The sequence below is a fragment of the Streptomyces sp. NPDC000134 genome (genome assembly GCF_042899225.1).
GTDB lineage: Bacteria > Actinomycetota > Actinomycetes > Streptomycetales > Streptomycetaceae > Streptomyces.
This window is the reverse complement of sequence record NZ_JBIAZN010000009.1, coordinates 258,043-283,813: the sequence shown is the minus strand read 5'-3', so window position 1 is coordinate 283,813 and position 25,771 is coordinate 258,043. Positions and strand designations below refer to the sequence as shown.

Genomic DNA, 25,771 nt, shown 5'->3' with positions numbered 1-25,771 from the left:
TCGGGACCATGGCCTTGCACATCAGCGCCACCAACCCGGAGCACCCCGCGCTCCTGCTCGAACTGCCCTGGCACCTGCCGCTGGAGGAGTGGCCCGAGAAGTACCTCGTGCCGCTCCCCCGCGGCATCTCCCGGCACGTGGTCCGCTACTCCCGGGCCGGCGACGAGGTGATCGCCGTCAAGGAACTGGCCGAACGACCCGCACTGCGCGAGTACGAACTGCTGCGCGACCTGGACCGGCTGGGCATCCCGGCGGTGGACGCCCTGGGCGTGGTCACCGGCCGGACCGACGAGGCGGGCGAGCCGCTGGAGCCGGTGCTGATCACCCGGCACCTCGGCGGGTCCATGCCGTACCGGTCGATGTTCGAGACCACGCTGCGCCCGGCGACCATGCACCGGCTGATGGACGCCCTCGCGGTGCTGCTGGTACGGCTGCACCTGGCCGGGTTCGCGTGGGGCGACTGCTCGCTGTCCAACACCCTGTTCCGCCGGGACGCGGGCGCCTACGCCGCCTACCTGGTGGACGCCGAGACCGGCGAACTGCACGCCAGGCTCAGCGACGGGCAGCGCGACTACGACCTCGACCTGGCCCGCGTCAACATCAGCGGCGAGCTGCTCGACCTGGAGGCGTCCGGGGGGCTCCACCCGTCCGTCGACGCCATCGAGTTCGGCACGGAGATCTGCGCCCGCTACCGGGACCTGTGGCGGGAGCTGACCCGCACCTCCGTCTACCCGGCGGGCAAGTACCACTACATAGAACGCCGGATACGCCGGCTCAACGACCTCGGCTTCGACGTCGCCGAGATGCAGATCGAGCACGCCTCCAACGGCGACACGGTCACCTTCGTGCCCAAGGTCGTCGACGCCGGGCACCACCAGCGGCAACTGCTCCGGCTGACCGGCCTGGACGCCGAGGAGAACCAGGCGCGGCGGCTGCTGAACGACCTGGAGTCCTGGATGGCCACCCAGGACGACTACGACCCCGACGACCCCCTGGGCGCCCGCCCGGAGGTGCTCGCCCACCGCTGGGTGCGGGAGGTGTTCCGGCCGACCGTGCGGGCGGTGCCGCGCGAGCTGCGCGGCACCATGGACCCGGCGGAGATCTACCACGAACTGCTGGAGCACCGCTGGTACCTGTCCGAGCGGGCCCAGCACGACATCGGCCTGGACACCGCCGTCCAGGACTACGTCGACCACGTCCTGCCCAAGGCCCGCGAGACGCTCCAGCCGATCCCGGCGGAGTGACTCAGGCGTGCGGCACCACCGCCACCGGGCAGCCCGCGTGGTGCAGCACCCCGTGGGCCACCGAACCGATCCGGGCGCCGACGGCCGTACGGCGGGCGCGGCGCCCGACGACCATCAACTGGGCGCGCCCGGCCACCGACAGCAGCACCTGCCCGGCGCTGCCCATCTCCACGTGCTCCACCACGTGCACGTCCGGGAAGCGGTCCCGCCACGGTGCGAGCGCCGCCTCCAGCGCCTGCCGCTCGTACGGCTCCAGGCCCCCGGCGTCGTCCAGCAGCTTCAGCGAGGCCGGGCTGTAGGCGAACAGCGGCGGCAGGGTCCAGGCCCGCACCGCGCGGACGGCGGCGCCCCGGGCGGCGGCGGCCTCGAACGCGAACCGCAGCACGTCGGCGCTGTCCTCCGGCTCGCCCTGCTGGCCCACCACGATCTCGTGCCCGGCCACCTCGTCCGAGGACCGGTTCCCGGCGCGGACCAGCACCACCGGCCGCGTGGCGGCGGCGATCACCTGCTGTCCGACGGAGCCGAGCAGGAAGCCGACGACGGGGCCGTGCCCGCGCGAGCCCAGCACCAGCGTCCCCGCGTCGGCCGCCGCGGCGAGCAGGGTGTCGACGTCGTCGCCCTCCAGCACCTCGGTGGACACGTCCAGACCCGCGTGGCGTCCGGTGACGGCCGTCACCGCCTGGGTCACCGACTCCCGTACCCACCGCTCCTGGGTGTCCCGGTCCTCCGCCTCGGGCCGTGGCTCGAACCGCCAGGCGTGCACCACCCGCAGCGGTGTCCCGAGCCGGACCGCCTCCCTGGCCGCCCAGGCCAGTGCCGCGAGGCTCTCCTCCGATCCGTCCACCCCTGCCGTGATCGGGCGCGTCATGCGGTTCCTCCTGAGTCCGGATGCCGTACGTCGGCACCAGTCTTCCCCACGTCAGCGATGTGATCGGCCCGCGGGGGCGGAGATCCGCTTCCGGCGGCATGTGGCAGGCCGTGATGGCCAGGCCCGTCTCGGCGGCCAGGGCGGCGAGTTCCGTCTTGCGCTTCGCCGGTCACTTCCTCCCCCGCCACTGATGGATACAACGTATGCAACACAGGGACTGGTGCCCGACGGCATGACGGTCCCCTTTTCCGAGCACCCTCCCCTCGGCGCACATTTCGAACCCAGGTACCGAACAGGCCCGGGGATCGCGGTCGGCAGCCGACGGACCCCTTGGCCGGAGGACACCCGGTTGCCACTGTCGAGGAGGCTGAGTGGACCGAGGAACAGGCCACCGCCGAACGGTTGGAGGAGGCCACCCGGAGACCGTCGGCCGGCAGTGCCGAGACCACGCATGTGAGGCTGCCGATATGGATGTGAGGCCGGAGCGTGACGCCGGGAGCCAGAACAACGAGGTCCTCCTGATCCTGGCCTCCTTCGAGGACGAGCTCAAGGAGATACGGAAGAGCCTTGCCCAGTTGTGCCGTCGCCTTGAAGGGAGTCCGGGACTCGCCCTTCAGGTGTCGGACGGGAGACTCACACCGCAAGAGACGCGGGTCGCCCGCTTGCTGGCGGAGGGGCACTCCAACCGGGTCATCGCCAGGCGGCTGTCACTCTCCGAGAACACCATCAAGGCCCATCTGCGATCGATCTATCGCAAACTGAGCGTCGACACCCGTGTCAACGCGGCAGTGGCTGTCGTCCTGCGGCTCTCCGGCTCGGGCACCGCGCCGACATGGACCACGGGCCAGGACGATGCGGGGTGCTGAGGCGTGATCGGGCGTTCGCAGCCGTGACGGCCGCTTGAGTGACCTGCCAGAACGCTTCACGCCTGCCGCAGGACGAGCGCGGTGTTGTGCCCGCCGAATCCAAGTGACGTGCTGACCGCGACACGCAGAGCCACGTTCCGGGCGCTTCGGCGGACGATGTCGTTGGCGATGCCCGGCTGGATGGTCCGCAGATTCGCCGTCGGCGGGATCATCTGGTGACTCAGGGAGAGGGCGGTGATCGCGGCTTCGACGGCGCCCGCGGCTCCCATCAGATGGCCGGTCACGCCCTTGGTGGACGTCACGGCGCTGCGAGGGCCCAGAACGCGCCCCAGCGCCTGAGCTTCGGTGATGTCGTTCAGGGGGGTGCTGGTCCCGTGGGCATTGACATGGTCGACCTCTTCGGGCCGGATGCCGGCATCGGTCAGCGCGCTGCGCAGGGCGCGGACGACGCCCGCCCCGGAGGGGTCGGGCCTCACCAGGTGATGCGCGTCCGCAGAGGCGCCGTGGCCCACCAGCATGGCATGCGCCCTGGCCCCGCGACGGCGGGCGTCTTCCTGCCGTTCCAGGATGAGCACCCCGGCCCCTTCCCCGAGTACGAAGCCGTCCCGGTCGACATCGAAGGGCCGCGAGGCCGACCGGGGGTCGTCCGTGCGGCGGGACAGGGCTCCCAGTCGGTGGAACGCGACGGCGCAGAGCGGGGTGATCATGGCATCCGAGCCTCCGGCGATCGCGATGTCGCAGGTGCCTGCCCGGAGCAGGTCCGTGGCCACCGCGATCGCGGTGGCGCCCGAGGAACAGGCCGTACCGGTGTGGACGACGGGGCCGTGGACGTTCAGGTCGATCGCGAGACAACCGGCTGCCATATTGGGCAGGAACAGGGGGAGCGTGAGCGGCGAGACGCGGCCCGGACCATGCGCGAGCAGGCGGGCGTGCTGCTGCTCCAGGGCCGTGATCCCGCCTGCGGCACTGCCGAGCACCACCGCGATACGGCCGCTGCCCCAGGACCCGGGGTCGAGTCCGGCGTCGGCGACCGCCTCCCGAGCGGCCGCGAGAGCGAATTGGCTGTACCGGTCGAGGCGGCGCGCGGTGACGCCGGACAAGTGGAGGGTCGGCTCGAAGCCGGTGACGCGGCATGAGATGTCGACGGGCAGTCCGGCGAGGGCGGGGTCGTGGTCGGCGGTCGGCTCGCCCGCGCACACCTTCTGCCAGGTGGCGTCGCGGCCGATCCCGGCCGGGGTGACCAGTCCGATGCCGGTCACCGCCAACGTGGCGCGGGCCGCGCTCATGAGTCGGCCCGGTGCCCGGCCATGAGTTCGGTGACACCCGCGACGGTGAGATCGTGCCCGTTGACGCTGTCGTCGAGGGCGACTCCCCAACGCTCTTCGAGAGCGACGAGCAGCTCCGCTACGGCGAGGGAATCGAGTCCGAGTTCGGTGAGGGTGGCGTCGGGGCGAATGGTTTCGGTGTCCGCCCCGAACTCGCTGCTGAGCAGAGATACGAGGTGATCGTAGACGTCACTCATGGTGATCTCCTTGGGGTGGCCGGCGTTCGGGCAGCAGGTAGGTGGTGGCGGCGGCGGGCCAGGTCATGGCGGCGGAGGCCCAGGTGAGACCGCCACCGAAGGCGGTGAGCAGAGTGCGCGCACCGGGCTCCACCACATGTCGGGCGGCCGCGTCGGCCATCGCGAGGGGGATGGAGGCGGCGGCGGTGTTGCCGACGTGCCGCAGGTTGCCATGGCACCGCTCCGGTGGCACGCGCAGGCGCTGGGCGACAGCGTCGAGGATGCGCTGGTTCGCCTGGTGTCCTATGAACGCCTCCACGGCCGGGAGGGGCCACTCGGCGAGCGCGAGGACGGTTCGCGCGGAGGAGGTCATCCGCAGCACCGCCTGTTTGTAGACCTCGGGTCCCCGCATGCGGAAGAAACGGTCCGCCGGCGGCGGTTCCCCGCGGTGGGGGCTGCGCGAACCGCCGTCGGCGATCGCGATGAGGTCACTGCGGGCACCGTCACTGCCGAGGTCGAACCGGAGGAACGCGCCGGGATCGGCGGCGCTGCCCCGTTCCAGGCATACGGCGCCCGCCCCGTCGCCGAAGATGACGGCGGTGTTGCGATCACGCGGGTCGATGATGGTGGAGTAGGTCTCCGCACCGATGACCAGGGCGCTGTCGAAGGCACCGGAGGTCAGCAGCGCCGAGGCGACATTCGCCGCGTAGAGGAAGCCCGAGCAGACCGCGGAGATGTCGAACGCGGGTGTGCCGGTGAGGCCCAGGCGAGTGGCGACCTCCGGCCCGGTGGCCGGGCAGAGCCGGTCGGGGGTGGTGGTCGCCACCAGGACGATACCGGTCTGCGTGCGGCTCGCCGAATGCAGCGCGGCACGTCCGGCGGCGACGGCGAGGTCGGCGGTGCTCACACCAGGTCCCGCGCGGTGGCGGGTGCGGATACCGGTGCGCGTGCGTATCCACTCGTCGGAGGTGTCCAGGCCCTCGCGGACGAGTTGGCCATTGGTGATCTTCGTCGGTGGCAAGCAGCCACCCAGGCCGGTGATCACCGCTGCGGTGCTTGCCGGGCCGGGCGGCTCGGCCCGGCAGGGTGGTGCGGGCAGTGTCATGGGGTCGGTCCTTCGTACTCGGGCCCTGCCCCGCAAACGCCGAGGGCAGAGCGAACCACTCACGCTGCGGTGCGGTCAGGCACCTGGCGGGATTCCCGGCAGGTCGGCGGGCGCTGCCCAGGTGAGGACGGTGCTGCCCCAGGTGAGACCGGCACCGAAAGCGAGAGCGAGAATCCGCGTCCCTGGTGCGAAAGGGCCCCTTTCGGTCGCGTGGACCAGCGCGAACGGCATGGAGGCGGCCCCGATGTTTCCCACGTCACGGCCGGCGACCACGAGCTGACCGGGCGGTATCCGGCATCGCTGAGCCACTTCCCGTAGCAGCGCGGGATTGGGCTGGTGCGCCACCACCAGGTCGATGTCGGACAAGGTGAGGTCGGCGTCCTCGAGCGCCATGCTGATGAGCCGGGGAATCACATCGCCGACGAAGGACGCCAGTTGACGTCCCTGCATTCGGATGCGGTGGTCCTTGCCCGCCACAGTCTGCTCAGTCGCCGGGATGCGGCTGCCTCCCGCCGGAATCAGCACCTGGTCGGCACGGGTGCCATCGGACCCCAGCCTGATCCGGCCGAACCCGCCGTCGCGGACCGGGCCGAGCACGGTCGCGGCAGCGCCGTCGCCGAACAGAACGGCGGTCGCCCGGTCGGACGGATCGATGAACGGGGAGTATGCCTCGACCCCGACCACGGCCGCGTACCGGACACCCGTCTCGGCGCGCAGCCAGTCCACGGCCACGCGGGCCGCGAACAGCCAGCCCGAGCACGCGGCCGACACATCGAAAGCCACCGCCTGGACCGCGCCGAGCAGGGCCTGGACCCGGCAGGCCGTGGATGGTCCGAGTTCATCGGGGGTGGATGTGGCCAGCACGATCAGGTCCAGGTCCGCCACGTCCAGGCCCGCCTGCGCCACGGCGGCCCGGATCGCCTCGGCTGCCAGGTCCGAAGAGGCCTGTCCCGGGAGGACCCGGTGTCGTCGCCTCACTCCGGTGCGCTCCTCGATCCACCGGGCACTGGTACCCGCGGACGCGGCGATCTCCTCGTTCGTGACGACGACCGGTGGAAGATGAGCGCCGGTGCCCAGGACACCGATGGGAACGGGCTGCGTTGCCACAGGGGTGATCTCCTTACGCATTCAGGGGACGACCGGCCCGCGTTTCAGAACGCGATGGTGAAACAGATGTGCCCCGCTGGCTCCTGGGGCTGCTCGCAGTCGGGGCAGGGCGGGAGCATGTCGCCGGTCCCCCCGCGGAGGCCGGGCCCGCTGAGGGCTTCCACATAGCCAGGTGCCGACATCGGAGCCCCGAGGATGGTCTGCGGAATGGCAAAGGCCTCGACCAGAGCCGGCAGTGCGGGGAGGATCAGGTCATACAGTTCGTTGAGCCGGCCGGCAAGGTGGTCCAGGTCGGCCGGCGTCAGCCAGCGCCGTGCCACGTACCAGCCAGCGTGCTCCCGGACGGAACGCAGCGCGTAGAGCGCGCAGAGCGGTGTGACAGCCGCGCGGGCTCGCTCATCGGACAGGTCACTGATCGCGTTCGCGAAAGCCTCCAGGGTCAGGCGGTGGGTATGCGCCGACGTCAGTTCGAGGCCCGCTGGAATACGGTCGTTCCAGAACGCGAAGTACTCAGGCGCACCGGGTGCGGGACCCCTGGCCAGTTCGCCGTGCAGAGCTTGTTGCAAGGCGTTCTCCCTGGCCCTGGCCAGCGACGCCCAGCCCCGCACGTCGAGCAGATCCGCCGGCGGGCACGTCGGCACGACGCCGGAGATCACCGGTCGGCAATCCACGGACGCCAGCGCCCGCGCCGCGTCGACGGCGATGAGACCGCTGTCGCCGCCTCCGGCGTTGAACAGACGCGCCAGAGCGGAGTACGAGGTGAGACGATTGGCTATGAGCTGCGCATGGGCGCCGCCCACTCGCACACAGTCGTCGATGGCCCCGGCGCCCTCCCAGCAGACGGATGCCTTGATGAGGGAAAGCCTGCGGTCGACCGCGACCCAAGGGGAAGCGGACACCTCCGCCGGGGGCGCGGGCGGCACAGCTCGGACATCTTCTCCACCGGGCAGTTCCCGGTCTCGGGCGGCGACGGTCTCGTTCGCCAGGACGGTAACCGCGTAGGCTGTCGCGAGGGCCTCCAGCAGCGCCTGCTGCTGATTGCGGTACTCCAGTACCAGAGCACCCGGGGCAAGCCGCCCTGACGTCCGCCGCTGCCCCGCGTACGTCAGGGAAACGGCCACAGCGGCCCGGGTGGCGGCGGCCACCATGGTGGCCGCCGAGCTCCACGCCCCGGGCGCGGTGTGCATCGACCGCACCAGCCGTTCCTGGCTGTCGCCCAGCGGGTCCACCAGTTCGCCGTCGGGCGCCAGCGACAAGTCCTCGGTCAGAACACTGGCGAACGGCAGTACCACCTGGTCGAACGCCACCAGTGAGTAGTCCAGCGGCGCACCCAGCACCTCAGGCAGCGCCGTCACGCGGACCCCGGGCTTGAGGCCCTCTCTGTCACGGAGCGGCACCAGGAATGGGAAGACTCCGTGATCTCTGCCCTCCGTGAGAACGCGTGCGTACACCACACCCGTTTTGGCGACGCCCGCCGCCGACACGGCCGCCATGAACTTCTGTGCGGAATCGTCGGGGGTGTTCAATCGGAAACAACGCTGCGACCGGTCCCAGACCGCCTCGGTGCGCAGCGCAGCATGACTGCTGCCGTGCCCCACCTCGGTGATCAGGATCAGGCCGACAGTCTCCAGACGGTCGAGCCGGCCCAACTCCTCCTCCACGAAGCTGCGGCCGGACCTGCGCAGCGGTGCGACCGCCCCGACAGCCATGCAATAGTGCACAAACATCGGGACCGCCAGCGCGGGGTCGGCCATCGCGGCCCACGCCTCGGCGGCGAACAGCCGCTGCGGCTGCGACAGCAGCGCACTGCCGGGTCCCAGTACGGCACCGGCCGAGCGCAGGTCCGCGTACACCTTGCGGTGCCGGACCGGACCGGTCGCGCGGCCGGCCTGGGTGTTCCGCTCCGCGAGCGAGGCGAATAACCGCGTCAACTCGTCGTGGAGCCCGGCGTCGTACCCGCCGAAGACGAAATCACGCAACGCGGAAACGTCTGAGGACACGTCATAGTCCCTTGTTCTGAGTCAAGTTGCCGGATTCGACCCAGTGTCTGCCGGGACTTTCGTGAGTGCCACCCGCCCATGGGGGTTAACCCGAGGAGGTGATGGCGCGCTCGTCCCCAGGAGGCGACCATGGAGGTCCCGTGACGGTGATGAGCACCGCACGGCAGCAGACGGCGCACCAGCCTGCGCGCGTCCTCGTGCTCCCGTCCGGCATCTGCTTCGCATGACACTAGGACAGGTCCATGGGTGAACACACATCAGATGCGGCACGTGATCCGGCACTTCCGCCGGTGCTGTGGGTCGTCGGGCCGGACTTCGCCGCCTCGCGCTCGCATGCGACGACCGTGACCGTCGAGCGACTGCTCAGCGGTCGGACCACTGCGGCGCGGGTACGGCCCGGCTTCGGCATCTCACCCCAGCAGTGGCAGGACCTCGCCACCTCGATCGCGCACTCGCCCCGCGCCGCCCTGCTCCACCTGGAGGGAGCACCGGAAGCGGGTGTCGACGCCGCCCGTGTGCTCAAACACGATCCCCGCAACGTACTCATCACCGACCCGCTGCGCGCAGACGGCCGAGATCATCAGACGTCAACCGGCACCATGGCCTTCGACGCCGGGCTTGCTGTTCCCGACGGCACCGAAATGATCCTGGACCACACCATCGGGCAACGTCACGTCCCGGGCATGCTGATCATCGAGGCGATGATTCAACTGGTCACCGCAGCCGTCCCGCGGTGCTTGCCCGCCGACGGGGCTGACGACTGGATCGGCGTCATGCACGGCTGCAGCTTCTCCTTCAGCCACTTCACCTTCCCCATCACCGCTCGTCTGCACGCCGCACTGCGGGTCACCGGCGGCGCCTCGACGCACCGCGTACCGATGACGGCCGAGGTGACGCTGTGCCAGGCCCACCGGGAGACGGCTGTCGGGCTCTTTGCGCTCAACGCGTTCTCCTCCGCCCGGATCTCCGAGATCGAGCGCTCGCAGGAAGCCGGAGCTCTTGACCGCGCGGCCGGCGTCGAGGGCGCCACCCCATGTCCGGGCCCGGCCCGGCAGCCAACCACAGCATCGGAACGGACGGCATCACCATGACGAACAGCTTCGACCTCACGGGCAGGGTCGCCCTGGTGACAGGAGCATCGCGTGGCATCGGACGGGCCGTGGCGCTCGGTCTCACCGCTGCAGGCGCCCGCACCGCCATCACCGCGCGGAGCGGCAGGGACCTTGCCGCACTCGCGCGGGAGATCACAGCGCTGGGCACACAGGCGCTGGTACTCGAGGCCGACATCACCTCCCCGGGCACACCGGAGCGGATCGTCGCCGAAACGGTCGCCTGGGGGGGCGGTCTCGACATCGTGGTCAACAACGCTGGAGCCATCGGCGCGGCCGGCCCCTTCCTCGCACTCACACAGGAGGACTGGCAGGAGACAGTCGATCTCAACTTTCATGCCACCGCGGCCGTCTGCAGGGCAGCGGGACCCGTCCTGTCCGCCCAGGGCAAGGGATCGGTCATCAACATGGCCTCCGTCGCCGGGATCAACGGTGTCCCGATGATTTCCCACTACGCCGTGTCCAAGGCAGCCATGATCTCCCTCACCCGGACCCTCGCCACCGAATGGGCCACCGATGGTGTACGGGTGAACGCCCTCGCGCCGGGTTGGATCACCACCGACCTCACCGAACCGTTCACGGTGGTGGAAGGACTCGCCGACACCCTCACCCACAGCGTGCCCGCCCGCCGCTGGGGCACTGTGGAGGACGTGACGGGCCCGGCGGTCTTCCTGGCCTGCGACGCCTCCCAGTTCATCACCGGTCAGGTGCTCGTCGTCGACGGCGGACTGTCCGCGTACGAAGGCGGCCCCGGCCTCGTCGACCTCGTTCCGGTCGGCCGGATCAGCCTGCGCTGAGAGGCATTGCACCGCCCCATGGGGAGCTTTCCGTGTCTCCGGCTTCGTCGGGTCGGGCGCGTTGAGGCACTTCGGTACAGTGCCTGGGTGCCGACTGTCTGGTAGGCACCTCCCGGGGGGGATGAACGAGACGAGGGTTATGCCGGAGCAAGCGAGTCCGCCTGCGATAACACCGAAGGAACCTCTGGCCGCGTCGGCCGAGGCGGCACGGCTGGCGGCGGTGCGCCGTTACGACATTCTCGACACCCCTCCGGACGGCGCCTACGACCGAGTCGCAGCGCTGGCGGCACGCCTGTTCGAGGTGCCGGTGGCAACGGTGACGATCGTGGACGAGGACCGGATCTGGTTCAAGGCCACACACGGCCTGGAAGGCGTCACCGAGATCGGCCGCGATCCGGGGCTGTGCGCCTCGGCGGTCCTGACCGATGACACCACGATCATCCCCGACACCCTGCTGGACCCGGTCGCCTGTTCCAACCCGCTGGTCGCCGGCCCGATGGGGGTGCGGTTCTACGCGGCCGCTCCGATCATCACCGCCGACGGGTACCGGCTGGGCACGGTCAACGTCCTCGACACCCGCCCCCGCGAGATCAGCGAGGAGGATTCGGCCACGCTCGCGGACCTGGCGGCGGTGGTGCGCGACCAGCTTGAGCTGCGGCTGTCCGCGTTGCACGTGGTGCGCGCCGAGCAGGAGCGCCGCAAGGTCGAGCAGGACAAGCGCCAGGCGGAGGAAGAGGCGCGGCAGCGCGCGGAGCGGGACAAGGCGGCCATCGCCGCGTTCGCCTCCACCCTGCAGCGCACTCTGGTGCCTCCCGCGCTGCCTGCGGTACCCGGGCTGGAGCTGGCCTGCCACTACAAGACCGCCTCCCCGCAGGAGGTGGGCGGCGACTTCTACGACGTCTTCCCCGTCGGTGGTGACCGGTGGGCGTTCTTCCTGGGCGATGTGTGCGGCAAGGGCGCCGAAGCTGCCTCGGTCACCTCACTGATCCGCTACACGCTGCGGGCCGCGGCTCTCGTCGACGCGGACCCGACGGCCGCGCTGAATGCCCTGAACACGGCGCTGCTGCTGGACGCGGCGGTGGGGACGCGCTTCTGCACCGCCATCTTCGGTCTGCTCGATCCCGCCCCGGACGGCGGTTTCACGGTCACGCTGGCCACCGGCGGCCATCCGCCCGCCTACCACCTGAGCCCCGCCGAGGAAGGCGGTGTACGAGTGGAGGCGGCCCGCGCCAAGGGCGGCATGCTGGTCGGCGCGATCGCCGAAGCCGCCTTCGCCTCACGCACCCTGCACCTGGCACCCGGCGAGGGACTGCTGCTCTACACCGACGGCCTGACCGAGGCACGCACCGCCGATGGCCACATGCTCGCCGACACGGGCCTGCTCGACTTCCTGGCCCACCGGCCGACGCCGGTCAGGGCCGGTTCCCTGATCGACGACACCGTCGCGCTCCTGGACACCCTCCCCGACACCGAACGCGACGACGTGGCACTGCTGGCCCTGTCGGTCCCCACGCTCGATGCCGCTCCCGCAGGTATCACCACCACCGCTCACAGCGCCGCCGCCCCGACCGCCGACGTCTCCGTCGGGCAGGAGAACCGACGCCCATGACCGACGCATTCCACATCGATGTCCCGCACACCGACGGCGCCCTCGCCGTGATCGCACTGTCCGGGGAATTCGACATCACCACCGTACCCGCCGTGCGGGCCCGCGCCCTGGAACTCATCGCGGCCGGACACCCGGACCTGGTCGCCGACCTGGCGGGCGTCACCTTCTGCGACTCCTCAGGGCTGGGTGCCCTCGTCGGCATCTGGCGCTGCGCCAAGGACGCCGACGGCTCGCTGACCCTGGCGGCCATCCCCGACCGGCTGAACCGCCTGCTCAGCGTCACCGGGATGGACACCTTCCTGCCCACCTTCCCCAGCGCCCACGCCGCGCTTGCCGCACGCCCGAGCAACCGCACCACCACCTGAAACCCCGCACTCGCCAGGGCGGCGCCACCATCTGGCTGGCACTGCACGGCCCGGCCTTCCCTCCCGCGGGGCACGGAGACGTGGCCAAGCGCGCGTCGCGACCAACGTACCGGTCGCGACGCGCGCTCATCCGCTCCGCCGGGCGCTGCACGTCGGGCCGCGGCGTACAGCACACCTGATGCCGCCTTTCCCCGCCGGGTTCGTACTGCGACGGTGCTTGTGGTGGCTGGTGGCCAGCTCGGTCGTTGGTGCGGCCGTGGGTGGGGACCTTGCTGATGTCAGGTTGTGGGCGGGCGAACTGGAAGCGCTGCGTGGGCCGTTCGTGCACCGCTTCAGCAGGTCGGAGCCGCGGGAGTCCGCATCGGCTCATAGGCGGGGCCCGATCGCTCCGCCGCAACGGAAGAACGGCTGGACGCTGGCGGAGGAGCCGACCACGCGGGCCCTCTTTCGAAAGTCCTGGCGTCGATGTCGGGGTCGGGTCAGGACCGGAGCCCGCATCCTGATCATGGGCGGCGACGGCAGCACCTTCCCGGTCGCCGGCCACCTCGTCGCCTCCGTCGGCCTTGCCCCAGCGACCCGGAGCTCAGGCAGCAACTGGTAGACCCCCGGCAGGACATGGCCCGCGGACCACAACTTCAGCCGCTTCGCCGTCGTGAGGAGCCCCAGCGCCTGGCGTGATCAGGGGTGCTTGACAAGCATAAGTGCGAGTGGTCTATTACTCACATGATGACTTAGTCAACCGCACCGTTCACGGCGGTGGTGGAACACTGCTCCGCCCTCGTCCACGACAGCTTCAACGACGGTGCGGCCGCGGCCCGTGTCCAGCTCGGCGGCGCCGTTCGCTGGGCCGCTCTCGCGCCGCTGGCCGCCTCGGACGTAGTGCTGTTCCTGCCGTGTCACTGAGCAGCGGACGGCACCAATCGCGGTGGCCGATTTTTCGATCTGAAGAGTGAGTGATTAACCACAGAGAAGGGAAAGACCGATGATTCACCACGGCATCCGCTTCACCGTCAAGCCAGGCGTCGCCCCCGAGCAGCTCAAGGAGGCCCTGGAGAGCTTGCGCAACCAGGGCCGGGTCATCCCGTCCGTGGAGTCTTTCGTCGTCGGCCGTGACTTCGGCGGCGAGTACGAGTGGGGAGCCACCTACGCCATCAAGGACATCGACGGCTACTGGGACTACCTCATCCACCCCGCCCACCTCCACACCGACCGGATCGGGCTGCCGCTCGTCGACAAGTTCGCCTCGTTCGACATCACCGACGACGCCGACCCGGAGATCGGCACGAAGATCGCCGACCTGCACCAGCGCCGCTACGACGAGATCCCCGACGTGGCCGACCTCGTCTCCGACCTCCCGGAGTACCTCGGCAGCGCCGCCCCCGGCCCGCACGGCGCCTGACCGCCACCCACCCCGACCACCGGAAGGAGCCCGCACTCCGCGGGCGCCTTCCCCCGGCACCGATCAGTGCACGGGTGCGGGGCACCTCATCCGGTGCCCGGGAGAGGCAGTCCAGCGCCACGTCGTAGGCAGCCTGCTTCGAACGGCACGCCGTCGCGGCTGACGATGCCGCGCTTCGACGGGGCCGGCCTCCCGCGAGACCGGGCGCGCGCGGCCGTCGATCAGCTCGTACGGCCTGCCCATCTCTACGCCGTTAGGGTCGTCGTATGGCGCCTTCCAGAGCTAGCGTAGATGTAATCATGACCGTGGACGACGACCCCGGGGTGTCCCGGGCCGTCGCCCGCGACCTGCGACGGCGCTACGGCGCCGCGTACCGGATCGTGCGCGCGGAATCCGGCGAGTCCGCGCTCCAGGCGCTGCGCGAACTGAAGCTGCGCGGCGACCAAGTGGCGGTGATCCTCGCCGACTACCGGATGCCCCGGATGAACGGCATCGAGTTCCTCGAACAGGCCATGGACGTCTACCCGGGCGCCCGCCGGGTGCTGCTGACCGCGTACGCGGACACCGACGCGGCCATCGACGCGATCAATGTGGTCGACCTCGACCACTACCTGCTCAAGCCGTGGGACCCGCCGGAGGAGAAGCTCTACCCGGTCCTGGACGACCTGCTGGCGGCGTGGCGGGCCGGCGACCACAGGCCGGTGCCCAGCACCAAGGTGGTCGGGCACCGCTTCTCGGCGCGCTCCTCGTGGGTACGGGAGTTCCTCGCCCGCAACCAGGTGCCCTACCGCTGGTACTCGTCCGACGAACCGGAGGGCGGGCGGCTGCTGGCCGCCGCCGGGCAGGACGGGCAACGGCTGCCGGTGGTGATCACCGCCGACGGGACGCCGCTGGTCGAGCCCGAGGCCCCCGACCTGGCAGCGCACGTCGGCCTGGCGACGACCCCGGCGGCCGACTTCTACGACCTGGTGGTGATCGGCGGCGGCCCGGCCGGGCTGGGCGCGGCCGTGTACGGGGCGTCGGAGGGGCTGCGGACGGTCCTGGTGGAGCGGTCGGCGACCGGCGGGCAGGCCGGGCAGAGCAGCCGGATCGAGAACTACCTCGGCTTCCCCGACGGCGTGTCCGGCGCCCAGCTCACCGACCGGGCCCGGCGGCAGGCGGCGAAGTTCGGCGCCGAGATCCTCACCGCGCGGGAGGTGACCGGCCTGGAGGTCAACGGGGCGGCGCGCACGGTCCGTTTCTCCGACGGTTCGGCGATCGCCGCGCACAGCGTGCTGCTGGCGACCGGCGTGTCCTACCGGCAGCTCGACGCGCCCGGCTGCGGGGACCTCACCGGCTGCGGCGTGTTCTACGGCTCCGCGCTCACCGAGGCGGCGTCCTGCCAGGGCCACGACGTGTACATCGTGGGCGGCGCCAACTCCGCCGGACAGGCGGCGATGTACCTGGCGCGGGGCGCGAAGACGGTGACGCTGCTGGTACGCGGAGCGTCGCTGGCCGCGTCGATGTCGCACTACCTGATCCAGCAGATCGAGGACACCCCCAACATCGTGGTGCGCTGCGGCACCGTCGTGGAGGCCGCGCACGGCGACGGCCGCCTGGAGCAGCTCACCCTGCGCGACATCGGGAGCGGGCACAGCGAACTGGTCGACGCCCAGTGGCTGTTCGTGTTCATCGGCGCGGCCCCGCTGACCGACTGGCTGGACGGCACGGTGGCGCGGGACGAGCGCGGGTTCATCCTGGCCGGGCCCGACCTGACGACCGACGGGCGGCCGCCGGCGGGCTGGGACCTCGACCGGCCGCCGTACCACCTGGAGACCAGCGTCCCGGGCGTGTTCGTGGCGGGCGACGCCCGCGCGGAGTCCGCCAAGCGGGTCGCGTCCGCCGTAGGAGAGGGTGCCATGGCCGTCATGCTCGTCCACCGGTATCTGGAGCAGTCGTGAGCGGCCGTCCGATGCCGTGCAGCCCCGGCGAGATCGGGGCGCTGTTCCTGTTCGAGAAGCTCAGCACGGAGCAGTTGGGACGGCTGTGCGCCGAGGGGCGGGTGGAGCTGTTCGAGCCCGGCCCGGTCTACACCGAGGGCGAGCCCGCCACCTGCTTCTACGTGATGCTGGACGGCACGGTCGTGCTCTCCCGCCGGGTCGGCGGGGACGACGTCGAGGTCAACCGCACCTCGCAGCGCGGGGTGTACGCGGGGGCGATGCAGGCGTACCTCGGGGAGCGGGTGCCGCAGCGGTACAACAACTCGATGCGGGTGACCGAGCCGACGCGGTTCTTCGTACTGCCCGCGGACACCTTCGCCGGCATCATGCAGGAGTGGTTCCCGATGGCGGTGCACCTGCTGGAGGGGCTGTTCTTCGGGTCGAAGAACACCCAGCGGGCCGTCGGGCAGCGGGAGCGGCTGCTGGCCCTCGGCTCGCTCAGCGCCGGGCTGACGCACGAGCTGAACAACCCGGCCGCCGCCGCCGTCCGGGCCACCGCGAGCCTGCGGGAGCGGGTGGCGAAGATGCGGCACAAGCTCGCCGTGATCGCCGAGGGGCCGTTCTCCCGGGACGCGCTGGCCGGGCTGATCGAGATACAGGAGCGCACGGCCGAACGGGTCGCCAAGGCGCCCTCGCTCAGCCCGCTCCAGGCCGCCGACCGCGAGGACGCGCTCGCCGACTGGCTGGCGGACCACGGCATCGAGCAGGGCTGGCAGCTCGCCCCGACCTTCGTGCAGGCGGGCCTGGACACCGAGTGGCTGGACCAGGTCGCGGCGGCGGTGGACGAGGAGATCCTGCCCGGCGCGGTCGGCTGGCTCAACTACACGGTCGAGACCGAGCTGCTGATGGACGAGATCGCCGACTCCACCGCCCGCGTCTCGCACCTGGTGAACGCCGCCAAGCAGTACTCCCAGCTCGACCGCGCGCCCTACCGGCTCGCCGACGTCCACGAACTCCTCGACAGCACCCTGCTGATGCTGTCCGGGAAGATCGGCCCCCGGATCAAGGTCGTCAAGGAGTACGACCGCACGCTCCCGGGCGTCCCGGCGTACCCGGCGGAGCTGAACCAGGTGTGGACCAACCTGATCGACAACGCGGTCGCGGCGGTGAACGCGGCCGGCGGGGAGGGGACGCTGACCGTGCGGACCGCCCGGGACCACGACCGGCTGCTGGTGGAGTTCCGCGACACCGGCACCGGGGTGCCGCCGGAGATCCGGGACCGTATCTTCGACCCGTTCTTCACCACCAAGCCGGTGGGCGAGGGCACCGGGCTCGGCTTGGACATCTCCTGGCGGATCGTGGTCCACAAGCACCACGGCACGCTCCGGGTGGAATCCGAGCCCGGCGACACCCGCTTCCAGGTCCTGCTGCCGCTCACCGCGGCGGCCCCCGACACCGAACCGACCGAGGAGTCCGCATGACCGACGACACCGGAATCGACCCCGCCGTCCCGCCGAGCGGCGCGGGCTGCGCCGAGTGCGAGGCGGGCGGCGGCTGGTGGTTCCATCTGCGGCGCTGCGCGGCCTGCGGGCACGTGGGCTGCTGCGACAGCTCGCCCGGCCGGCACGCCACCGGGCACTACCGGGCCACCGGGCACCCCGTGGTGCAGAGTTACGAACCCGGCGAGGACTGGTTCTGGGACTACGCGACGGACACGCTCCGCGAGTCGGGCCCCGGCCTGGCCCCGCCCGCCAGCCACCCCGCGGACCAGCCGGCGCCCGGACCGGCCGGGCGGGTACCGGCGGACTGGGCGCGCTCGCTGCACCGCTGACGGGCCGTTGTCCCCGGGGGACTGTCGGTGCCCCGTGCCAGGATGGGGGCGTGTCGCAGACCTCGTTCGCCGCTCCGCTCGTCGGCCGGGAAGCCGAACTCGCCCGGCTCACCGGCGTGCTCGCCCCCGCCCGCGCCGGGGCGGCCCGCGCCGTGCTGATCGCCGGGGACGCCGGGGTCGGCAAGACCCGGCTGCTGGACGAGGCCGCGGCCCGCGCCGCCGGGGCGGGCCGGACGGTGCTGACCGGGCACTGCGTCGACCTCGGCGACGTGGGCCTGCCGTACCTGCCGTTCACCGAGATCCTCGGCGTGCTCGCCGCGGACGAGCGGTTCGCTCCCCTCCTCGCCGCCCATCCGGCGGCCGACAGGCTGCTGGGCGCCGGGCCGGACGCGGCCCGGGACCCCGACGGCCGGCTGCGGCTGTTCGAGGGCGTCGCCAGGCTGCTCACCGAGCTGGCCGGGGCCGCGCCGCTGCTGCTGGTCCTGGAGGACCTGCACTGGGCCGACCAGTCCTCCCGGGACCTGCTGCGCTTCCTGCTCGGCCGGGGCGTGCTCCAGCGCTCCGGGGACCGGCTCGCGGTGTTCGCCTCCTACCGCGCCGACGACCTGCACCGCCGCCACCCCCTGCGGCCCCTGCTGGCCGAGCTGGTCCGACTGCCCGGCGTGGAGCGGCTGGAGCTGCGGCCGCTGCCCGACGCCGACGTGGCCCGGCTGGTGCGCACCCTGCCGGACCGCCCGCTGCCGGAGGCCACGGTCCGCCGGATCGTCGAGCGCGCCGAGGGCAACGCCTTCTACGCGGAGGAACTGGTCGCCGCCACCGGCCCCGGCGACGACGGCGTGCCCAGCGCGCTGGCCGACGTCCTGCTGATCCGGTTCGAGCAGCTCACCGACACCGCCCAGCAGGTGCTGCGGACCGCCGCCGTCGCCGGGCGGCGCGTCGGTCACGACCTGCTCCGGGACGCCGTCGGGCTGCCCGAGGAGGAGCTGGAGGCCGCGCTGCGCGAGGCCGTGGGCCGGCAACTCCTGGTCGCTGGCGACGGCGACACGTACGCCTTCCGGCACGCGCTGGCCCGGGAGGCGGTCTACGCCGATCTCCTCCCCGGGGAACGGGTCCGGCTGCACGGCGCGTTCGCCCGGTTGCTGGCCGCCCGCGACCACCGTCCGGAGAGCGCCGCCGAACGCGCCCACCACCACCGGGAGAGCCACGACCTCGCCGCGGCCCTCGCCGCCTCCCTGGAGGCCGCCGACCACGCCGAGCGGGTCGGCGCGCCCGCCGAGGAGCTGCGCCACCTGGAGACCGCGCTCGACCTGTGGTCGGCGGTGGACCCGGACCGGCGGCCGAGGGGCACCGCGCTGGTGCCGCTCACCCTGCGCGCCTCCGCCGCCGCGGCCCACGCCGGGCAACTGCACCGCGCGGTCTCCCTCACCCGGTCCGCGCTGGCCGGCCTCGACCGGGACGCCGACCTGGAGCTGGCCGCCCGGGTGCGGTTCACCCTCGCGGGGAACCTGCTGGACGTCGACAGCCTGACCGCCGCCTTCGCCCACAGCAGCGAGGCGCTCGCCCTGATCTCCGCCGACCCGCCGTCGGCGACCTGGGTGTGGGCGGCGGCCACCCATGTGCTGGCCGCCCGGCAGGTCGGCCGGAACGGCGTCGCCCTGGAGGTGGCCCACCGGGCTCTCGCCGCCGCCGAGGCGCTGGGCATCGACGACGCCCGCGCCGACCTGCTGATATCCCTGGCCGGCATGGACGGCGGCGGCCGGCGCTCCCGGCTCGGGCAGCAGCGGCTGAAGCTGGCCCGGGACCTGGCGCGGCGGTCCTGCAACACCCCAGTGGAGCTGCGCGCCCTGTACAACCTGGCCAGCGGCTCGTTCGAGGCGGGCGACCTGCGGACCTGCCTGGACTGGGTGACGGAGGGCCTCGACCGGGCCGGCCGCTCCGGGCTGCTGCAGGCGCCGTACGCGGGCGAGCTGCGCTACCTCCAGCGGCTGGCGCGGTACACGCTCGGCCACTGGGACGACTTCGGGCCGAGCGAGCCGGACGAGGGCCCCGGCACCCGGCTGTTCGTCGCGACCGGGCCCCTGCTGTACGCGGCGCTGGCCCGTGGCGACCTCAGCGCCGTCGACCGCGCCGAGGCGATGCTCCAGGGCCCGTTCGACTGGCTGGGCACCCTGGTCGCGGGCGTGGTGCTGACCGACGCCGCCGCGCTGCGCGGCGACCCGGAGGAGGCGGTGCGCCGGATGCGGTCGACCGTCGAGGCGCTCACCGACGACGCGGGCACCCCGCCCGACGTCACGGTCCGGCTCGCCGCCCTCGCGCTGGCCGCCGTCGCCGACGCGGCCGTGGAGGCGCGCCGGAGCGGCGCCGCGGCCGGGGCCCGGCGCTGGGCGGACACCGCGACCGAACTGGTGCGCCGGGCGCGGGAGTCGGCCGTCCGGGGCCGGAGCGCGGTACCGCAGGGACCGGAGGGGCAGGCGTGGCTGGCGCGGGCCGAGGCCGAGTGGACCCGGGCGGTGTCCGGGCCCGACCCGGCGGTCTGGGAGAAGGCGGTCGCCGCGTTCGCCTACGGGGACGTCTACGAGCGGGCGCGGTGCCGGCTGCGACTGGCCGAGGCCCTGCTCGGCGCCGGCCGGCGCGCCGAGGCGGCGGCCGAGGCGGCGGCCGTGCGGCGCGACGCCGAGCAACTGGGCGCGGTGCCGCTGCGCGAGCGAGTGGACGCGCTGGTGCGCCGCGGCCGGCTCGCCGACGCGCCGGCCGCCGGGGAGCGTGCCTCGGCGCTGACGCCCCGGGAGCGGGACGTCCTGAAGCTGCTGGCACTCGGGCGCAGCAACCGGCAGATCGGCGCGGAGCTGTTCATCAGCGCCAAGACGGCCAGCGTCCATGTCTCCAACATCCTCGCCAAGCTGGACGCGGCCAGCCGCACGGAGGCGGCGGCCATCGCGCACCGCGACGGGCTGCTGGTGCCGGAACCGCGCACGGCGGAGGGGACGTCCACGACGTAGGCGGTGCGCCGCAGGGGGCCTGCTTCGTCGGGGCGGTCGCGGTTCGGGGTGACGGATCGCGCGGTTCCCCGCGCTCCCGTCCGGGGCGCGCGTGCGGGCGTGCGCCGAGGCGGGGCGCCGGGGCGGGGAACCCCGTCGTGCCGCCGGGCGTTGTGCAGTCAGCCCCAGCGGTGCGGGACCACGACGACAGGGCGGCAGGATGAGCGAGTTGGTTCCCGGCGGCAATGTGCCGCTGCCCGGCGGTCCCGTGGGCGTGCGGGTGGCGGGTGCCTTCGATCTGTCCGCGCTGATCACCGACGACGGGGGCAAGGTGGCCGGCGACGGCGACTTCGTCTTCTACAACCAGCCGGACGCCCCCGGGGCCCGCCTGCGGGACGGCGTCCTCACCGTCGACCCGGCGCGGCTGCGCACCGGCACCACCCGGGTCACCGTCGCCGTCAGCCCCGCCGAGCCCGGCACCGCGCTGAGCGACCTGCCCCCGCCCGCCCTGCGGGTCACGGACGCGGCCGGCCGCGTCCTCGCCCGGTTCACTCCCCCGCGTCCGGGGCGCGAGACGGTGCTGCTGCTCGCGGAGTTCTACCGGCGCGGCGACCGGTGGAAGCTGCGCGCCCTCGGCCAGGGTTACGCGGACGGCCTGGCCGGCCTGGCCCGCGACTTCGGCGTGGAGGTCGACGACGACCTCCCGACGACCACCCCCGGGACCGCTCCGAACCCACCCGGCGTGCCTCCGCGCCCGCCCGGCCTCCCCTCGAACCCGACCGGCGTACCGCCGCGCCCGCCCGGCCTGCCCTCGAACCCGTCCGGCGTACCTCCGCGCCCGCCCGGCCTCCCCTCGAACCCGGCCGACACCCCGTCGAGCCCGCCCGGTGTCCCCGACCCCGGCGCCTTCCTCGACGTGGTCAACTCCGCGCGGGCCGACGCCGGTTCCCCGCCCGTGCGGTTCGACCCGCGGCTCACCGCCGCCGCCCGGGACCACGCCGCCGCGATGGCCGGGGCCGGCGCGCTGAGCGTGCAGACCAGGGACGGGGTTTCCGTCTACCAGCGGATCATCGCCGCCGGATACCCCTACCTCACCGTCGGCGAACACCTGGTCTCCGGGCCGTGCACGGCACGCGAGTTGGCGGCGTACTGCCTGGAGACGGACGGCGCCCGGCGCACCCTGTGCGACGCCTCGTACGTCCATGTCGGGCTGGCCCGCAGCACCGGCGCGCCGGCGGGCGGCGGCTACTGGACGGCGCTGTGGGCCGGTCCGTTCACCCCGGACGGCCTGGCCCGCACGGTCGCGGAGGTCGTCGGCCTCACCAACCGGCGGCGGACCGGCGCGGGGCTGCCGCCGCTGGCCGCCGATCCCCGGCTCACCGCCGCCGCCCAGGCGCACAGCGCCGACATGGTGGCCCGCGACTTCTACGCGCACACCGACCCCGACGGCGGCCGGCCCTGGGACCGGACGAGCGCCGCCGGCGCCCCGCACCGCACGGTCGGCGAGAACATCGCCTGCGGCCAGCGCTCCCCGGCCGACGTCGTGGAGGGCTGGATGAACAGTCCGGGGCACCGCGCCAACATCCTCAAGCCCGACTTCACCCACATCGGCGTCGGTCTGGCCGGCGGCGGCCGCGCCGGCACGTACTGGACGCAGGTCTTCGGTGGTTGACCCACCGCGCACGCGATCTTGGCGGAACGACGGGGTCCGGGGAAGGATGCCCTCATGAAGGGTGACCTCTTTTCCCACGAGCACATGGTGCAGCCCGCGCGGGCGCCGGGCATGACCGTCGAGAACTCCAAGTGCATCCGCTACGCCGTCGACGGCGAGATGCTGGCCCGGCAGGGCGCCATGGTCGCCTACCGCGGCAACCTCCAGTTCGAGCGCAAGGGCCAGGGCGTGGGCGGCATGCTCAAGCGCGCGGTCACCGGCGAGGGGCTGCCCCTGATGGCGGTGCGCGGACAGGGCGAGGCGTGGTTCGCGCACGAGGCGCAGAGCGTCTTCGTCGTCCAGGTCGACCCGGGCGACGAGTTCACCGTCAACGGGCGCAACGTGCTCTGCTTCGACGCCTCGCTGTCGTACCGCATCGCCACCGTCAAGGGCGCCGGCATCAGCGGCGGCGGCCTGTTCAACAGCGTCTTCACCGGCCAGGGCAGCCTGGGCCTGGTCTGCGAGGGCACCCCGCTGGTCATCCCGGTGTCCCCGCAGTACCCGGTGTACGTCGACACCGACGCGATCGTCGGCTGGACCGCCGGGCTGGACACCTCCCTGCACCGCTCGCAGTCCATCGGCTCGATGCTGCGCGGCGGTTCCGGGGAGGCCGTGCAGCTCATGCTCCAGGGGCAGGGATACGTGGTGGTGCGGCCGAGCGAGGCCACGCCGCAGAAGACACAGCAGCACTGAGAGGCCACGCTCTTGATCGGGATCACGGAGATCGAAGCCGCCGCCGAGCGCATCGCCGGCCATGTCGTGCGCACCCCCACGGTGCCCAGCCCCGGGCTGTCGGCACTGCTCGGGGTGCCGGTGACGGCGAAACTGGAACTGCTGCAGCGCACCGGCTCGTTCAAGGCGCGCGGCGCGGTCGCCAAGCTGCTGTCGCTGAGCGAGGCCGAGCGGGCCGCCGGGGTGGTCGCGGTCAGCGGCGGCAACCACGGGATCGCCCTGGCGGTCATGGCCGCCGCCCTCGATGTGAAGGCCACGGTGGTGATGCCGCAGGCGGCGCCCGCCCGTTCGGTGCGGATCGCCGAGGACGCCGGGGCGTCGGTGCGGCTGACCGACGACATGGACAGCGCGTTCGCGCTCGCCGCCCGGCTCGGGGAGGAGGGGCTGACGCCCGTGCACCCCTTCGACGACCCGGTGGTCATCGCCGCCCAGGGCACCGTGGGACGGGAGTTCGCCGCCGACGCGGGCGAACTCACCGACGTGCTGGTGAGCATCGGGGGCGGCGGGTTGATCGCCGGGGTGGCGGCGGCGCTGCGGGCGCTGCGGCCGGAGGTACGGGTCTGGGGCGTGGAGACCGAGGGCGCCGAGTCGATGTCGCGGGCGCTGGCGGCGGGCGGGCCGGTGCCGGTGGAGGTGTCGTCGATCGTCACCACGCTCACCGCCCCGACCGTCTCGGCGCTGACGTACGAGCATGCGGCGGCGCTGGTCACCGAGGTGCTGGTGGTGCCGGACCGGGAGGCCGTCCGGGGGTCGCTGGAGCTGGCCGAGCACGCGAAGGTGTGGACCGAGCCGGCCGCGGGCTGCCTGCTCCCCGCCGCCCGGCGGGTGGCCGAGCGGGTGGGCCCCGGGGCCCGGCTCGGCCTGGTGGTCTGCGGGGGCAACGCGTCGGCCGCGGACGTGGCGGCCTGGACGGCCCGGTTCGGACTGGGCTGACGGCCGTACGCCGCGTACGGGCCGTACGGGGGCGTACAGGGCCGTACCGGGGGGCGGCGGGCGGGGCCGCTGCCCCGCCGGAGCGCACTCCCCCGGTGTGCGCCCGCTCGCGGGAGGGCCGCGCCCTGCCGTTGGGCCGTTTTCCCCCGGTCAGGGCGGGGACCCGTCCGTTATGGTGCGAATCGGATACACGATGATGACCGAGCAGGCCGGCCCCCGTGAACTGGTCGGCCATGTGGTGCGGGCCGAGGAGGTCGGCTTCGACTTCTCGGTGACCTCCGACCACTACTTCCCGTGGCTGCGCGAGCAGGGCCACTCCCCGTACGCGTGGAGCGTGCTGGGCGCGGCGGCCCAGGCGACGTCACGCATCCCGCTGATGACGTACGTGACGTGCCCGACGTTCCGGTACCACCCGGCGGTGGTGGCGCAGAAGGCGGCGACCATGCAGTTGCTGTCCGAGGGCCGGTTCCGGCTGGGGCTGGGTTCGGGCGAGAACCTCAACGAGCACGTGGTGGGCGGCGGCTGGCCGTCCGTGGACGTGCGGCACGAGATGTTCCGGGAGGCCGTGGAGATCATCCGGGCGCTGTTCGACGGCGGTCACGTCACTCACCACGGCACCCACTTCGACGTGGAGTCGGCCCGTCTGTGGGACCTGCCGGACAGCCCGCCGCCCATCGGGATCGCCGTCTCCGGCGAGCGGTCCGCGAAGCTCGCGGGCGAACTGGGCGACCTGGTGATCGCCACCGAGCCGAAGCCGGGGCTGCTGGAGTCCTTCGACCGGCACGGCGGCAGCGGCAAGCCCCGCGTCGGACAGCTCCCGGTCTCGTACGACCCGGACCGCGAGACGGCGATCGAGCGGGCCCACGCCCAGTTCCGCTGGTTCGGCAGCGGCTGGAAGGTCAACTCCGAGCTGCCGCACCCGGACTCGTTCGCGGCGGCCACCCAGTTCGTCACGCCGGACGACGTGGCCGGGGCGATCCCGTGCGGCGACGACCCGCAGGCGTTCGTCGAGGCGGTGCGGCCGTACGCGGAGGCCGGATTCACCGAGGTCGCCCTGGTGCAGATCGGCGGCGACTCCCAGCACGCCTTCCTGGACTGGTCCGAGAAGACCCTGCTGCCGGCGCTGCGCGAGGCGCTGGGCGGCTCCTGACGCCGGGCCCGCTCGATAACGTTCCGGGAATGTCACCCGGCCGACGGAGCATCCTCCGGGAGGTCGGGGTACTCGGAGAAGGCTACGCAGGTTCGTCGTCCCGGAGGCCTTCACGTGAACTCGCTCGTGCACAAGACGCTTGTCGTACAGCTCCAGGCGGGCGACACGGACCGCTGTTCCGTCCTCGCCCACCTGGGGTACGACGCCGCGGACCCGTTCGCGCTCGGCATCGTCTTCAGCCACGACGGGCGGGTCCTGGCGCGCTGGACGCTGGACCGGGAGATGGTGGCCGAGGGTCTGCTGCGCCCGGTCGGCGTCGGCGACGTGCGGCTGCGCCCGGTGTCCCGGGGCGTCTGGGACGAGCTGCGCATGGAGTTTTTGGGCGACCCCCGGGCCGACGGCGACCGCCACCGCGCGGTGGTGTACGCGTGGGCCCCGGCGGTCGCCGCCTTCCTGCGCGACACCCACCAGGTGGTCCCGCCCGGCCAGGAGAAGGCCGGCGTCGACGACTTCCTCGCGGAGGTCATCGCCGGCGCCGAGTGAGGCC

At 72.7% G+C, this 25,771-nt stretch carries 23 protein-coding genes and 1 pseudogene; 18 read left to right on the top strand and 6 right to left on the bottom strand.

All coding sequences use genetic code 11. The features are described from left to right. Positions 1-8: 8 nt before the first annotated feature. Positions 9-1,244, top strand: coding sequence for a DUF4032 domain-containing protein (locus tag ACFY32_RS16260; protein ID WP_359199072.1), 1,236 nt, complete (start codon positions 9-11; stop codon positions 1,242-1,244). 1 nt (position 1,245) lies between these two features. Here the strand turns inward: ACFY32_RS16260 and ACFY32_RS16255 are convergent, their stop codons facing one another. Further along, positions 1,246-2,112 carry a universal stress protein gene (locus tag ACFY32_RS16255; RefSeq protein WP_359199074.1) on the bottom strand — a complete coding sequence of 289 codons (867 nt, stop codon included), beginning with the start codon at positions 2,110-2,112 and terminating at the stop codon, positions 1,246-1,248. 467 nt (positions 2,113-2,579) lie between these two features. On the opposite strand from ACFY32_RS16255, the gene ACFY32_RS16250 reads away from it, so the two are divergent. Beyond that, positions 2,580-2,978 (top strand): response regulator transcription factor, encoded by a 399-nt coding sequence (locus ACFY32_RS16250; protein WP_390674504.1) that lies wholly within the window; start codon positions 2,580-2,582, stop codon positions 2,976-2,978. 56 nt (positions 2,979-3,034) lie between these two features. Here the strand turns inward: ACFY32_RS16250 and ACFY32_RS16245 are convergent, their stop codons facing one another. The 5 genes from ACFY32_RS16245 to ACFY32_RS16225 all read right to left on the bottom strand — a co-directional run bounded on the left by ACFY32_RS16245 (position 3,035) and on the right by ACFY32_RS16225 (position 8,691). Beyond that, positions 3,035-4,264, bottom strand: coding sequence for a beta-ketoacyl-[acyl-carrier-protein] synthase family protein (locus tag ACFY32_RS16245; RefSeq protein WP_390674503.1), 1,230 nt, complete (start codon positions 4,262-4,264; stop codon positions 3,035-3,037). After that, positions 4,261-4,500: an acyl carrier protein gene (locus ACFY32_RS16240; RefSeq protein WP_359199083.1), complete on the bottom strand. Its 240-nt coding sequence runs from the start codon at positions 4,498-4,500 to the stop codon at positions 4,261-4,263. The genes ACFY32_RS16245 and ACFY32_RS16240 overlap by 4 nt, the downstream gene beginning before the upstream one ends. Beyond that, positions 4,493-5,584: a beta-ketoacyl-ACP synthase III gene (locus ACFY32_RS16235; RefSeq protein WP_390674502.1), complete on the bottom strand. Its 1,092-nt coding sequence runs from the start codon at positions 5,582-5,584 to the stop codon at positions 4,493-4,495. Before ACFY32_RS16235 ends, ACFY32_RS16240 begins: the two co-directional genes overlap by 8 nt. A 75-nt stretch (positions 5,585-5,659) precedes the next feature. Beyond that, a complete protein-coding gene (locus tag ACFY32_RS16230) occupies positions 5,660-6,691 on the bottom strand; it encodes a 3-oxoacyl-ACP synthase III family protein (protein ID WP_390674501.1) in 1,032 nt (343 codons plus the stop codon). 44 nt (positions 6,692-6,735) lie between these two features. Continuing rightward, positions 6,736-8,691 (bottom strand): acyl-CoA dehydrogenase, encoded by a 1,956-nt coding sequence (locus ACFY32_RS16225; protein ID WP_390674500.1) that lies wholly within the window; start codon positions 8,689-8,691, stop codon positions 6,736-6,738. Positions 8,692-8,933: 242 nt separating this feature from the next. Between ACFY32_RS16225 and ACFY32_RS16220 the strand changes: the two genes are divergently transcribed. The 16 genes and pseudogenes from ACFY32_RS16220 to ACFY32_RS16145 all read left to right on the top strand — a co-directional run bounded on the left by ACFY32_RS16220 (position 8,934) and on the right by ACFY32_RS16145 (position 25,767). Beyond that, positions 8,934-9,782, top strand: a complete 849-nt coding sequence (locus ACFY32_RS16220) for an AfsA-related hotdog domain-containing protein (RefSeq protein ID WP_390674499.1) — start codon at positions 8,934-8,936, stop codon at positions 9,780-9,782. Next, positions 9,725-10,597, top strand: a complete 873-nt coding sequence (locus ACFY32_RS16215; protein WP_390674498.1) for an SDR family NAD(P)-dependent oxidoreductase — start codon at positions 9,725-9,727, stop codon at positions 10,595-10,597. The genes ACFY32_RS16220 and ACFY32_RS16215 overlap by 58 nt, the downstream gene beginning before the upstream one ends. Positions 10,598-10,817: 220 nt before the next feature. Continuing rightward, a complete protein-coding gene (locus ACFY32_RS16210) occupies positions 10,818-12,206 on the top strand; it encodes a SpoIIE family protein phosphatase (RefSeq protein WP_359199100.1) in 1,389 nt (462 codons plus the stop codon). Then, the gene (locus ACFY32_RS16205) at positions 12,203-12,571 is read left to right on the top strand and encodes an STAS domain-containing protein (protein WP_359199103.1); all 369 of its coding nucleotides are present in this window, start codon (positions 12,203-12,205) and stop codon (positions 12,569-12,571) included. Before ACFY32_RS16210 ends, ACFY32_RS16205 begins: the two co-directional genes overlap by 4 nt. A 256-nt stretch (positions 12,572-12,827) precedes the next feature. Further along, a pseudogene (locus ACFY32_RS16200) lies at positions 12,828-13,015 on the top strand (IS701 family transposase); the annotation flags it as partial. 312 nt (positions 13,016-13,327) lie between these two features. After that, entirely contained in the window at positions 13,328-13,474 is a 147-nt protein-coding gene (locus ACFY32_RS16195; protein WP_359199105.1) for a hypothetical protein, read from the top strand. Positions 13,475-13,553: 79 nt separating this feature from the next. Continuing rightward, complete coding sequence (locus ACFY32_RS16190; RefSeq protein ID WP_390674497.1) at positions 13,554-13,970, top strand: Dabb family protein; 417 nt, start codon at positions 13,554-13,556, stop codon at positions 13,968-13,970. A 266-nt stretch (positions 13,971-14,236) separates the two neighbouring features. After that, a complete protein-coding gene (locus ACFY32_RS16185; protein ID WP_390674496.1) occupies positions 14,237-15,910 on the top strand; it encodes an FAD-dependent oxidoreductase in 1,674 nt (557 codons plus the stop codon). An 11-nt stretch (positions 15,911-15,921) separates the two neighbouring features. Then, on the top strand, positions 15,922-17,370 hold the full coding sequence (locus ACFY32_RS16180) for an ATP-binding protein (protein WP_390674526.1): 1,449 nt from the start codon (positions 15,922-15,924) through the stop codon (positions 17,368-17,370). Then, positions 17,367-17,720, top strand: coding sequence for a UBP-type zinc finger domain-containing protein (locus ACFY32_RS16175; protein WP_359199114.1), 354 nt, complete (start codon positions 17,367-17,369; stop codon positions 17,718-17,720). Before ACFY32_RS16180 ends, ACFY32_RS16175 begins: the two co-directional genes overlap by 4 nt. A 50-nt stretch (positions 17,721-17,770) precedes the next feature. Next, positions 17,771-20,719 carry an AAA family ATPase gene (locus ACFY32_RS16170; protein WP_390674495.1) on the top strand — a complete coding sequence of 983 codons (2,949 nt, stop codon included), beginning with the start codon at positions 17,771-17,773 and terminating at the stop codon, positions 20,717-20,719. A gap of 199 nt (positions 20,720-20,918) precedes the next feature. After that, entirely contained in the window at positions 20,919-22,370 is a 1,452-nt protein-coding gene (locus ACFY32_RS16165) for a CAP domain-containing protein (protein ID WP_390674494.1), read from the top strand. Positions 22,371-22,424: 54 nt separating this feature from the next. Then, a complete protein-coding gene (locus ACFY32_RS16160) occupies positions 22,425-23,102 on the top strand; it encodes an AIM24 family protein (RefSeq protein WP_359199123.1) in 678 nt (225 codons plus the stop codon). 12 nt (positions 23,103-23,114) lie between these two features. Continuing rightward, on the top strand, positions 23,115-24,074 hold the full coding sequence (locus tag ACFY32_RS16155; protein ID WP_390674493.1) for a threonine/serine dehydratase: 960 nt from the start codon (positions 23,115-23,117) through the stop codon (positions 24,072-24,074). A 172-nt stretch (positions 24,075-24,246) separates the two neighbouring features. Further along, positions 24,247-25,224 carry an LLM class F420-dependent oxidoreductase gene (locus ACFY32_RS16150; RefSeq protein WP_359199129.1) on the top strand — a complete coding sequence of 326 codons (978 nt, stop codon included), beginning with the start codon at positions 24,247-24,249 and terminating at the stop codon, positions 25,222-25,224. A 114-nt stretch (positions 25,225-25,338) separates the two neighbouring features. After that, complete coding sequence (locus tag ACFY32_RS16145; RefSeq protein WP_359199132.1) at positions 25,339-25,767, top strand: SsgA family sporulation/cell division regulator; 429 nt, start codon at positions 25,339-25,341, stop codon at positions 25,765-25,767. Positions 25,768-25,771: the final 4 nt, after the last annotated feature.

Coding starts and splice junctions, on each gene's coding strand:
- ACFY32_RS16160 (WP_359199123.1), top strand. CDS start 22,425: ATGAAGGGTGACCTCTTTTCCCACGAGCACATGGTGCAGCCCGCGCGG.
- ACFY32_RS16205 (WP_359199103.1), top strand. CDS start 12,203: ATGACCGACGCATTCCACATCGATGTCCCGCACACCGACGGCGCCCTC.
- ACFY32_RS16190 (WP_390674497.1), top strand. CDS start 13,554: ATGATTCACCACGGCATCCGCTTCACCGTCAAGCCAGGCGTCGCCCCC.
- ACFY32_RS16235 (WP_390674502.1), bottom strand. CDS start 5,584: ATGACACTGCCCGCACCACCCTGCCGGGCCGAGCCGCCCGGCCCGGCA.
- ACFY32_RS16250 (WP_390674504.1), top strand. CDS start 2,580: ATGGATGTGAGGCCGGAGCGTGACGCCGGGAGCCAGAACAACGAGGTC.
- ACFY32_RS16185 (WP_390674496.1), top strand. CDS start 14,237: ATGGCGCCTTCCAGAGCTAGCGTAGATGTAATCATGACCGTGGACGAC.
- ACFY32_RS16240 (WP_359199083.1), bottom strand. CDS start 4,500: ATGAGTGACGTCTACGATCACCTCGTATCTCTGCTCAGCAGCGAGTTC.
- ACFY32_RS16165 (WP_390674494.1), top strand. CDS start 20,919: ATGAGCGAGTTGGTTCCCGGCGGCAATGTGCCGCTGCCCGGCGGTCCC.
- ACFY32_RS16255 (WP_359199074.1), bottom strand. CDS start 2,112: ATGACGCGCCCGATCACGGCAGGGGTGGACGGATCGGAGGAGAGCCTC.
- ACFY32_RS16150 (WP_359199129.1), top strand. CDS start 24,247: ATGGTGCGAATCGGATACACGATGATGACCGAGCAGGCCGGCCCCCGT.
- ACFY32_RS16175 (WP_359199114.1), top strand. CDS start 17,367: ATGACCGACGACACCGGAATCGACCCCGCCGTCCCGCCGAGCGGCGCG.
- ACFY32_RS16180 (WP_390674526.1), top strand. CDS start 15,922: ATGCCGTGCAGCCCCGGCGAGATCGGGGCGCTGTTCCTGTTCGAGAAG.
- ACFY32_RS16245 (WP_390674503.1), bottom strand. CDS start 4,264: ATGAGCGCGGCCCGCGCCACGTTGGCGGTGACCGGCATCGGACTGGTC.
- ACFY32_RS16260 (WP_359199072.1), top strand. CDS start 9: ATGGCCTTGCACATCAGCGCCACCAACCCGGAGCACCCCGCGCTCCTG.
- ACFY32_RS16220 (WP_390674499.1), top strand. CDS start 8,934: ATGGGTGAACACACATCAGATGCGGCACGTGATCCGGCACTTCCGCCG.
- ACFY32_RS16215 (WP_390674498.1), top strand. CDS start 9,725: ATGTCCGGGCCCGGCCCGGCAGCCAACCACAGCATCGGAACGGACGGC.